Source organism: Pseudomonas sp. RGM2987 (assembly GCF_022952855.1).
Taxonomy (GTDB): Bacteria; Pseudomonadota; Gammaproteobacteria; order Pseudomonadales; family Pseudomonadaceae; genus Aquipseudomonas.
In genome coordinates, this window is sequence record NZ_JALJDX010000080.1 from 1 (window position 1) to 8,059 (window position 8,059).

At 65.5% G+C, this 8,059-nt stretch carries 6 protein-coding genes and 2 riboswitches; of the genes, 4 read left to right on the forward strand and 2 right to left on the reverse strand.

From position 1 onward, the window contains the following. Positions 1–119: 119 nt before the first annotated feature. Both cobN and cobW read right to left on the reverse strand, forming a co-directional pair. A complete protein-coding gene (gene cobN / locus RGM2987_RS01085; protein ID WP_245138270.1) occupies positions 120–3,893 on the reverse strand; it encodes a cobaltochelatase subunit CobN in 3,774 nt (1,257 codons plus the stop codon). Positions 3,894–3,896: 3 nt separating this feature from the next. Then, complete coding sequence (gene cobW, locus RGM2987_RS01090) at positions 3,897–4,961, reverse strand: cobalamin biosynthesis protein CobW (RefSeq protein WP_280639782.1); 1,065 nt, start codon at positions 4,959–4,961, stop codon at positions 3,897–3,899. A 97-nt stretch (positions 4,962–5,058) separates the two neighbouring features. Next, positions 5,059–5,290, reverse strand: a riboswitch (cobalamin riboswitch). A gap of 236 nt (positions 5,291–5,526) precedes the next feature. Further along, a riboswitch (cobalamin riboswitch) is annotated at positions 5,527–5,750 on the forward strand. Between the two features lie 100 nt (positions 5,751–5,850). Here cobW and RGM2987_RS01095 point away from each other — a divergent pair. From RGM2987_RS01095 to cobM, 4 genes are all read left to right on the forward strand, one after another. Beyond that, on the forward strand, positions 5,851–6,039 hold the full coding sequence (locus RGM2987_RS01095) for a CbtB-domain containing protein (protein ID WP_245138272.1): 189 nt from the start codon (positions 5,851–5,853) through the stop codon (positions 6,037–6,039). 11 nt (positions 6,040–6,050) lie between these two features. After that, entirely contained in the window at positions 6,051–6,746 is a 696-nt protein-coding gene (locus tag RGM2987_RS01100) for a CbtA family protein (RefSeq protein ID WP_245138273.1), read from the forward strand. Continuing rightward, positions 6,743–7,147 carry a cobalamin biosynthesis protein gene (locus RGM2987_RS01105; RefSeq protein WP_245138274.1) on the forward strand — a complete coding sequence of 135 codons (405 nt, stop codon included), beginning with the start codon at positions 6,743–6,745 and terminating at the stop codon, positions 7,145–7,147. Before RGM2987_RS01100 ends, RGM2987_RS01105 begins: the two co-directional genes overlap by 4 nt. 77 nt (positions 7,148–7,224) lie before the next feature. Then, positions 7,225–7,971: a precorrin-4 C(11)-methyltransferase gene (cobM, locus tag RGM2987_RS01110; RefSeq protein ID WP_245138275.1), complete on the forward strand. Its 747-nt coding sequence runs from the start codon at positions 7,225–7,227 to the stop codon at positions 7,969–7,971. The last annotated feature ends 88 nt before the right edge of the window (positions 7,972–8,059 follow it).

The window sequence follows — 8,059 nt, forward strand, 5'->3', positions numbered from 1 at the left end:
AGCTTGCTCCCGCTGGGCGCGCCAGCGCCCCTTGCTGCGCGACGGCTAAAATCATAGGTCTGCTTCGCAGCCCAGCGGGAGCAAGCTCCCTCGCCACAGGTGTGTGTCTGTCGTTGCCATTAACCATCTTCCTCGATGTCCAATAACAGATTCTCCAGCGCCTCGCGATACGCCCCCGGCGCCTGCCACATGCCCCGCTGCTGCGCTTCGAGCATACGCTCGGTCATGTCGCGCAAGGCATCGGGGTTGTGCAGGCGGACGAAATCCCGGGTGTCGGGATCCAGCAGGTAGGCATCGGCCAATAGGGCGTACTGGTGATCATCGATCAACTGCGTGGTGGCGTCGAACGCAAACAGGTTGTCCACCGTCGCCGCCAGTTCGAACGCACCTTTATAACCGTGACGCTTGACCCCCTCGATCCACTTCGGATTGGCCGCGCGGGAACGGATGACCCGGTTGAGCTCTTCCTTCAGGGTACGGACCTTGGGCAAATCCGGCTGGCTGTGATCGCCATGGTAACTGGCCGCCGCTGCGCCGCTGAGGGTTTCCACGGCGGCCAGCATGCCGCCCTGGAACTGGTAGTAATCGTTGGAATCGAGCAGGTCGTGCTCGCGATTGTCCTGGTTCTGCAACACCGCCTGCACCTGGCTCAAACGCCGCGAGAACTGATCGCGGGCCGCCGTACCTTCATCGCTGCCGCCGTAGGCGTATCCGCCCCAGTTCAGATACACCTCGGCCAGGTCGTCACGGCTCTGCCACAGCCGCCCGTCGACCGCGCCCTGCACGCCCGCGCCATAGGCCCCGGGCTTGGCGCCGAAGATCCGCCAACCGGCCTGACGCACCGCGACCTCAGGCTCAAGGCCCGACGCCAACAACGCCTCGCGCTCGCTGCGTACCTTGGCTGCCAGCGGGTTCATGTCCGCTGGCTCATCGAGCTCGGCAACGGCCTGAACCGCCGCATCGAACAGGCGGATCAGGTTGGCGAAGGCGTCACGGAAAAATCCGGAGACCCGCAACGTGACATCGACCCGAGGCCGGTCCAGCAGGCTCAACGGCAGGATCTCGAAATCATCGACCCGCTGGCTGCCCGTGGCCCACACCGGACGCACACCCATCAGCGCCATGGCCTGGGCAATGTCGTCACCGCCGGTGCGCATGGTGGCGGTGCCCCACACCGAGAGGCCGAGCTGGCGCAGATGATCGCCGTGGTCCTGCAGGTGCCGCTCAAGAATCAGGTTCGCCGATTGAAAGCCGATGCGCCATGCGGTGGTGGTGGGCAGGTTGCGCACGTCTACCGAGAAGAAATTGCGCCCGGTGGGCAACACATCCAGGCGTCCACGGCTCGGTGCGCCGCTGGGGCCGGCGGGCACGAAGCGCCCGTTCAGAGCATTGAGCAAGCCACCCATTTCCGCCGGACCGCAGGCGTCCAGGCGCGGCGCCACGACCGAGCGCAGGTGCTCGACGATGCTCCCCACCGTCTCCCAGCCCACTGCGCGCAGTTGCTCGACCTCACCTGCCAAAGCCTGTTCGATCAACTGCCCGGCGAACAACTCCAGGCGTTCGCGGGTATCACCGGTGGTGCGCCAGGGCTCTGCGCTGACCTCGGCCAACGCCTCGGGACGCACGCCGGTCCACGGCTCGGCCAACGCGCAATCCAGCGGATCGAAACCCAGCTCGAACGCTTTTGCCAGCGCCCGCAGCAGACTCGATTGCGCGCCCTTACCGTCGCCACGGGGAATGCGCAGCAATGCCAGCAAGGTGTCGATGCGCAGGCGTGCGCTGGGCGACTCGCCGAAAATGTGCAGGCCATCGCGGATCTGCGACTCCTTCAAGTCGCACAGGTAGGTGTCCAGGCGAGGCAACCAGATCGCTGCGTCCGCGTCGCTGTCGAGGCTGGCATCCAGTTGCAGCTCGCGGTCGATGTGGGTCTCGCGCACCAGGTTGAGGATGTCCCGCTGCAATTCCCGGGCGCGGCGCGGGTCAAGCAATTGCGCCTCGTAGTATTCGTCTGCCAACAGTTCCAGATTGCGCAATGGCCCATAGGTCTCGGCCCGGGTCAGCGGCGGCATCAGGTGGTCGATGATCACCGCCTGGGTGCGCCGCTTGGCCTGGGCGCCCTCGCCCGGGTCGTTGACGATGAAGGGATAGATGTTCGGCAGCGGCCCCAGCAACGCGTCCGGCCAGCAGTTCTCGGACAATCCGACGCCCTTGCCCGGCAACCATTCAAGGTTGCCGTGCTTGCCGACGTGGATCAGACCGTGGGCGCCGTAGGTGTGGCGCAACCAGAAATAGAACGCCAGGTAAGCGTGGGGCGGGACCAGGTCCGGATCGTGGTACACCGCGCTCGGGTCGACCTGATAGCCCCGGGCCGGCTGGATGCCAATGAAGGTCTGGCCCAGACGCAGGCCGGCGATCATCAGGCGCCCGTCGCGGAACATCGGGTCGTGGTCGGGTGAGCCCCAGCGCTCCAGCACCGCCTGGCGATTGGCCTCGGGCAGCGCGTTGAACATGGCCTGGTAGGCGTCCAACGCCAGGCTCTGATGGCAGGGCCGCAGGTCGAGGCTGTCCAGGTCGTTACTGACGCCGCCCAGCAACTGCTGGATCAGCGCCGTGCCGCTTGCCGGCAGTTCGACCGGCAGCGGATAACCCTCGACCTGCAACGCCCGCAGGATATTCAACGCCGCCGCCGGGGTGTCCAGGCCGACGCCGTTGCCGATGCGCCCGTCCCGGGTCGGGTAATTGGCGAGGATCAGCGCCACGCGTTTTTCGGCATTGGGCAAGCGCGCCAGGGTGGTCCAGCGTCGGGCCAGCTCGGCAACGAAATCCATGCGCTCAGGCACCGCGCGGTAGCAGACCACGTCGCTCTGGCTGCGCTCGCTGCGCCAGGCCAGGTCCTTGAAGCTGATGGGGCGGCTGATGATCCGCCCGTCCAGCTCGGGCAAGGCAATGTGCATCGCCAGGTCCCTGGGGCCCAACCCCTGCTCGCTGGCGCGCCAACCCGGTTCGTTGTCCTGGGCGCAGATCGCCTGGATCACCGGGATGTCGCGACGGAACGGCCGCAGGTGCGGGGCCTCGGGGCTGGATTGGGCAAAGCCGGTGGTGTTGAGGATCACCCCGGCTTCGACCTCATCCAGCCAGTCTTCGACCGCTGCCAGGCAACCGGGCTCCTTGAGGCTCGCCACGGCAATCGGCAGCGGATTGAGCCCCGCCGCTTGCAGGCGTTGGCAGAACACGTCGATGAACGCGGTATTGGCCGCTTGCAGGTGCGAGCGATAAAACAGCAGCGCCGCCACCGGTTGTCCGGCTTGCCAGTCGGCCCGCCAATCCATGAGGGTCGCGGCGGTTTTTCCGGGGTGATAGACCGCCGTGCGCGGCAAGGCTTGCGGTTCGCCCCACGGATAATCGCGACCGAACCATTGGCTGGCCAGGTTGTGGAACAGATCCAGGGCATTGCCCAGTCCACCCTGGCGCAGAAACTGCCAGAGCCGGTCGCGGTCCTCGACAGGCACGTTGCTCAGGTCGCTGAGTTCCGGGTCCGGTCGATCATCCCCCGGCACCAGGATGAGCTTCACGCCGCGCCCGGCCAGCTCCATCAGCCGCTCGATGCCGTAGCGCCAATAGCCGATGCCGCCGTGCAACGACAGCAGGATGACCTTGGCGTGACGCAGCACGTCTTCGACATACAGGTCCACCGACGCGTGGTTCTGCACCTGCATCGGGTTGGCAAGGCGAAACTGCGGGTAGTCGTCCGGCAGTTGCCGCGCCGCTTCGGCCAGCAGCGCCAGACTGGAATCGCCGCTGCACAGGATCACCAGTTCGGCGGGGGTCTGCCCCAGGTCGGCAATGTTGTCGTCCGATACAAAACCGCCGGGCTGGGTCCTGAGCAGGTGCATGGCTTAGGCGCTGAGGGCGGCGCGCAGCTGCGCTTCAAGCTGCGTCGCGTCCAGCGTCTGGCCGATCAGCACCAGACGGGTGACCCGCGCTTCCCCGGCGCCCCACTGGCGGTCGAAATGCTTGTCGAAGCGCGTGCCAACCCCCTGGATCAGCAGGCGCATCGGCTTGTTCGGGATCGCCGCGAAACCCTTGACCCGCAGCACGTTGTGCTGGACCACCAGTTGCGTCAGCGCATCCAGCAGCAGGCTCTCGTCGGCCTCGGGCAGTTCGATGGAAATGGAGTCGAAGGCGTCATGATCGTGATCGTCTTCGTCGCCGTCATGGTGATGATCGTGATGGCTGTGGCGGCTGTCGATGTGTTCTTCGGAACCGGCGCCCAGGCCGATCAATACGTCCAGCGGCAGGCGACCGCTGCTGGCTTCGATGACCTTGACCGCCGGTGGCAGCTCTTCGGCCACTTCCAGGCGCACCTTCGCCAGGTCTTCGGAGCTGATGAGGTCAGCCTTGTTGAGGATCACCAGGTCGGCGCTCGCCAGTTGATCGGCGAACAGTTCGTGCAGCGGGGATTCGTGATCCAGGTTCGGGTCAAGCTTGCGCTGGGCGTCGACCTGATCGGGGAATGCGGCGAAGGTGCCGGCGGCCACGGCTGGGCTGTCGACCACGGTGATCACCGCATCGACGGTGCAGGCGCTGCGGATTTCCGGCCATTGGAAGGCCTGGACCAGCGGCTTGGGCAGGGCCAGGCCAGAGGTTTCGATGAGGATATGGTCAAGGTCGCCGCGCCGCGCCACCAACTCGCGCATCACCGGGAAGAATTCTTCCTGCACCGTGCAGCACAAGCAGCCGTTGGCCAACTCGTAGACGCGGCCGTTGGCCTCTTCTTCGCTGCAACCGATGGAGCACTGCTTGAGGATCTCGCCGTCGATACCCAGCTCGCCGAACTCGTTGACGATCACCGCGATACGCCGCCCCTGGGCGTTGTCGAGCATGTGCCGCAGCAAGGTGGTCTTACCCGAGCCGAGGAAACCGGTGACGATGGTGACGGGGAGTTTGGCCAGTGTTTTCATCGGATGCCCTTTGGCAAGGTGGCGGGCAAACGGGACGACAACCGCAGGCACAGGCGTGCGCGGAAGATTTCGCCACCGGATCACCCCGCCCGGTTGTAGTGAGAATCTGTCTCGAGGCAGGTCTCCTGGCTGACGGTGGGCCGGTGCCGGCTTTTCATCCAAAGCCTGGCACTGGCGTTTGCTGCGCCTTCCCGTATGCCTTGGTAAAGACATCTACAGTGGCCTTGCAGCAACAGCACCGCTCACAGTTGCGGGGGCAGCCGCGGCTTGGACCGCGTTCCCTTCTTAGCTTCGACGCGTGTCGAAGAACCTCGAAGGTGCAAGGCTACGCAGGGTGCGGGGGTGGGTCAATGTCTGCTGCTTTTCCATGACACGGGAAATTGTTATGGATGGACATCGTTGTGGCGAGGGAGCTTGCTCCCGCTGGGCCGGGCTGGCGCTCCAGCGCGAAGCGGCCCTGGCTTTTGTCGGGACTGCTTCGCAGCCCTGCGGGAGCAAGCTCCCTCGCCACAAAGGCCCGCTCGTCTGCCCTTGTACATTGACGCCCCGCCCCCGCCCATGCTCTCCTGTGCGCCTAGTTATGGGTGCCCTTCACAGGGTGAAACGGGAAACCGGTGAATCGTGTGCTTTACTTCAAGGCCACGTCAGTCCGGTGCTGCCCCCGCAACGGTAAGCGAGCGAAGCGTCTGATCCACTGTGTCCGATGGCATGGGAAGGTGACGCTTGCAGGCACGGCGCAGGCCCTGCCCCTCGTGAGCCCGGAGACCGGCCCACGACTCAAGCACCAACAAACCCGCGGTGGGCGGGCGCTGTTCGAACCTTGGCGGGCATTCGCCCGGGGTTTCATTGCGCTCGCACCACCCACTGGACAAAAACAGAGGGAAGCGCCATGTCGACCATCAGCAGCACCGCCCGCTCCGCCAGTAGCACCACGACCCTGAGCCAACGCCTGAGCGCGGCCATCCTCGCCTCCATCATGGGCGCTGCGCTGGTGTACTTCGCCGGTTTCTCCCACATCGAAGCCGTGCACAACGCGGCCCACGACACCCGCCACAGCGCCGCCTTCCCGTGCCATTGAGACCTGACGCCATGATCAAGCGAATCGCCCAAACCGCCGGTTTCAGCGGATTGCTGGCTGCCCTGCTGCTGACACTCCTGCAAAGTTTCTGGGTGTCGCCGCTGATCCTGCAGGCCGAAACCTACGAAAAGGCCCCGGCCGCCGAAGTCCATCAACACGCCGACGGCGTCGCCCACACCCACGATGCCGAAGCCTGGGAACCGGAAGACGGCTGGCAGCGCGTGCTCGCAACCACCGGCGGTAACCTGGTGGTCGCGGTGGGTTTCGCCCTGATGCTCGCGGGCCTGTACACGTTGCGCACGCCGACTCGCACATCCCAAGGCTTGCTCTGGGGCCTGGCCGGTTATGCGACGTTCGTCCTGGCGCCGACCCTCGGCCTGCCGCCGGAGTTGCCCGGTACGGCCGCCGCCGACCTGGCCCAGCGGCAGATGTGGTGGATCGGCACGGCGGCGTCTACCGCAGTAGGTATCGCCCTGATCGCCTTCGCCAGGCATTGGCTGCTCAAGCTGCTGGGCCTGGCGACGTTGCTGGTGCCTCACGTCATTGGCGCTCCGCAGCCGGAAGCCCACTCGATGCTGGCGCCCGAAGCGCTTGAAAGCCAGTTCAAGATCGCCTCGCAACTGACCAACGTGGCGTTTTGGCTGGCGCTGGGCCTGATCAGCACCTGGCTGTTTCGCCGTGCCGATCAAGGCCCGCACGACGCATGAGCAGCGGGCCGATCCTGGTGGTCGGCCTGGGCTGCCAGCGCGGCTGCCCGGCCAGCACGCTGCTGGCCTTGCTCGACCAGACGTTGCTGGCCCACCGTATCGAGCGGCACCAACTCCAGGCCCTGGCCAGCATTGACCTCAAGCGTGACGAACCGGGCCTGCTGGCACTGGCCGAACAATTGGCGCTGCCGCTGGTCTGCTTCAGCGCCGAACAACTGGCCGACTATCAGGAACGGCTCACGCATCGTTCCGAGATCGCCTTCGAGCGTACCGGCTGCTACGGCATCGCCGAAAGCGCGGCCCTGGCCCTGGCCGACCGCCTGGGAACCGCGCCCGCAACGCTGCTGGTTCCCCGCCAGCGAGGTCCCGGGAGCACCCTGGCATTGGCGTGCATGTCGTAAAACCCGATAATCGGCCTCGGGATCATGAGCGATCTTCATCTGGGCAACGCCCATTCATCTTTTCAATGGAGCCGGTCATGACCGTTTACTTCATCGGCGCCGGCCCCGGCGACCCGGAACTCATCACGGTCAAAGGCCAACGGCTGATCCGCAGTTGCCCGGTCATCATCTACGCCGGCTCCCTGGTACCGGCCGCCGTGCTTGAGGGGCATTGCGCCGAACAGGTGATCAACAGCGCCGAGCTGCACCTTGAACAGATCATCGAGCTGATCCGTACCGCCCACCTCAACGGCCAGGACGTGGCGCGGGTGCATTCCGGCGACCCGAGCCTGTATGGCGCCATCGGCGAGCAGATTCGTTGCTTGCGGGATCTGGACATTCCTTTCCAGATCATCCCTGGCGTCACCGCCACCTCAGCCTGCGCAGCCCTGCTAGGCACCGAGCTGACCCTGCCGGACGTTTCCCAGAGCCTGATCCTCACCCGTTACGCAGACAAAACCGCCATGCCCGCTGGAGAAGAGCTGGGCAGCCTGGCACGTCACGGGGCGACCATGGCGATCCACCTGGGGGTCAATCATCTGGGGAAAATCGTCGAAGAGCTCCTGCCCCACTACGGCGCGGATTGCCCGATCGCCGTGATCCACCGGGCGACCTGGCCGGACCAGGATTGGGTAGTGGGCACGCTCGCCGACATCGCTGCGAAGGTCCAGGCCAAGGGCTTTCGCCGCACGGCACTGATCCTGGTGGGACGGGTGCTGGGCAACGATGTGTTCAGCGAATCCTCGCTGTACCGCGCCGGGCATGCGCATCTTTACAGGCCTTGATTTCGCCAGCAGCGATCAGCACAAGCCCTGTGGGAGCGCAATGTTGTTCAGTTAAGGTTTATCACTTGTCGTGGGGGGGGGGGGGGGG